A 1,007-nucleotide genomic window follows, 5' to 3' on the forward strand; every position below is an offset into this window, starting at 1 on the left:
CTGCCTGACGCAGCCACGCCTCCGCCTCCGCCCGCCAAGCGCCAGTTGCCGACACGATCGCGCGTAGCTCAGCCTCCTTCCGGCGGAGGTTGCGCTGGAGCCGATCGATCTCAAACCGCGCCTGGAGAATCTTTGCCGTGACCGCGCCCAGAACGTACGGGAAGATGGTCTTTAGCTTCTCCCGGTGTTCCGTCGTATCGGCCTTGAAAAACATCACGTCGGGATTGGCGATCACGTTCTGAGGTTGGAACGTGAAGGCCATGAGGTCGCGGAAGCTTGGCCTTTGCTTGAATCCATTCTCTGTACCTGGTTCGAAGTCGAGGTCAGTCAGTCCTGCCAGGCGGTTCATCGCGCGCTTGACCGTGTCGACATTGGTGGTCTTGTCGGTGATCGTCTCCGGAATTTCGACCTGTGCGCCCTCCAGCAGCACCATGTCGCCTGTGCTCTGTTGGTCCCCCGGTTCGCGTCGCGCCAAGAGCTTTTCGCCCTCCAGCGTCTCGATCAGAATGCCGAACCAGCTGCAGTTCTCGCGGATTACGCCCACCGGAATCGCGCATTTCTCCGAGCCCAGACAGTAATCAACAATAGGGATAACGGCGGACTTCCCGGTCTTCGACGCGCCGCTGATGACGTTGACGACACCGGGCTCGAACTTGACGACCCGCGGCGCTGCACCATTGCGGGGCCAAAGGATCAGTTTTCGAAGCTGGAAATACATCTAGAACTCCACCCGTAACAGGTTGGCCACCTGCGCGGTCCCCAGGTTCGAAAACCAGAAACCCAATTTCTCCGAGGCAGGTCCGAGGTGCTTGACGCGCTCTGGAAGGACGAGCCTCCTCGGTTTCGGTTCTGGTACGTTTGCTCTTAAAGTAGCATCCTTGTAATCCACGGACAGCAGCCGCCCGCTCACACCGACAGCGGCCGATTGCAATGTCAGAGTACGCAGCAGCAGCGCTCGCTCGTGGACGGCGAGGAGTTGTTCCCGTTCCTTCCCGAGCTTGGCCGCG

At 60.1% G+C, this 1,007-nt stretch carries 1 protein-coding gene and 1 pseudogene (1 of these 2 cut by a window edge); both read right to left on the reverse strand.

Annotated features, from left to right (window positions below; all coding sequences use genetic code 11):
- Positions 1–718 (reverse strand): annotated as a pseudogene (locus tag EOB49_RS24110) (DUF3732 domain-containing protein); it reaches 1,244 nt to the left of the window's first position.
- The coding region (locus EOB49_RS36985) for a three component ABC system middle component (protein ID WP_206526135.1) at positions 719–1,007 on the reverse strand (289 nt) is incomplete at its 5' end.

The organism is Mesorhizobium sp. M7A.F.Ca.MR.148.00.0.0, from assembly GCF_003997735.1.
Taxonomy (GTDB): Bacteria; Pseudomonadota; Alphaproteobacteria; order Rhizobiales; family Rhizobiaceae; genus Mesorhizobium.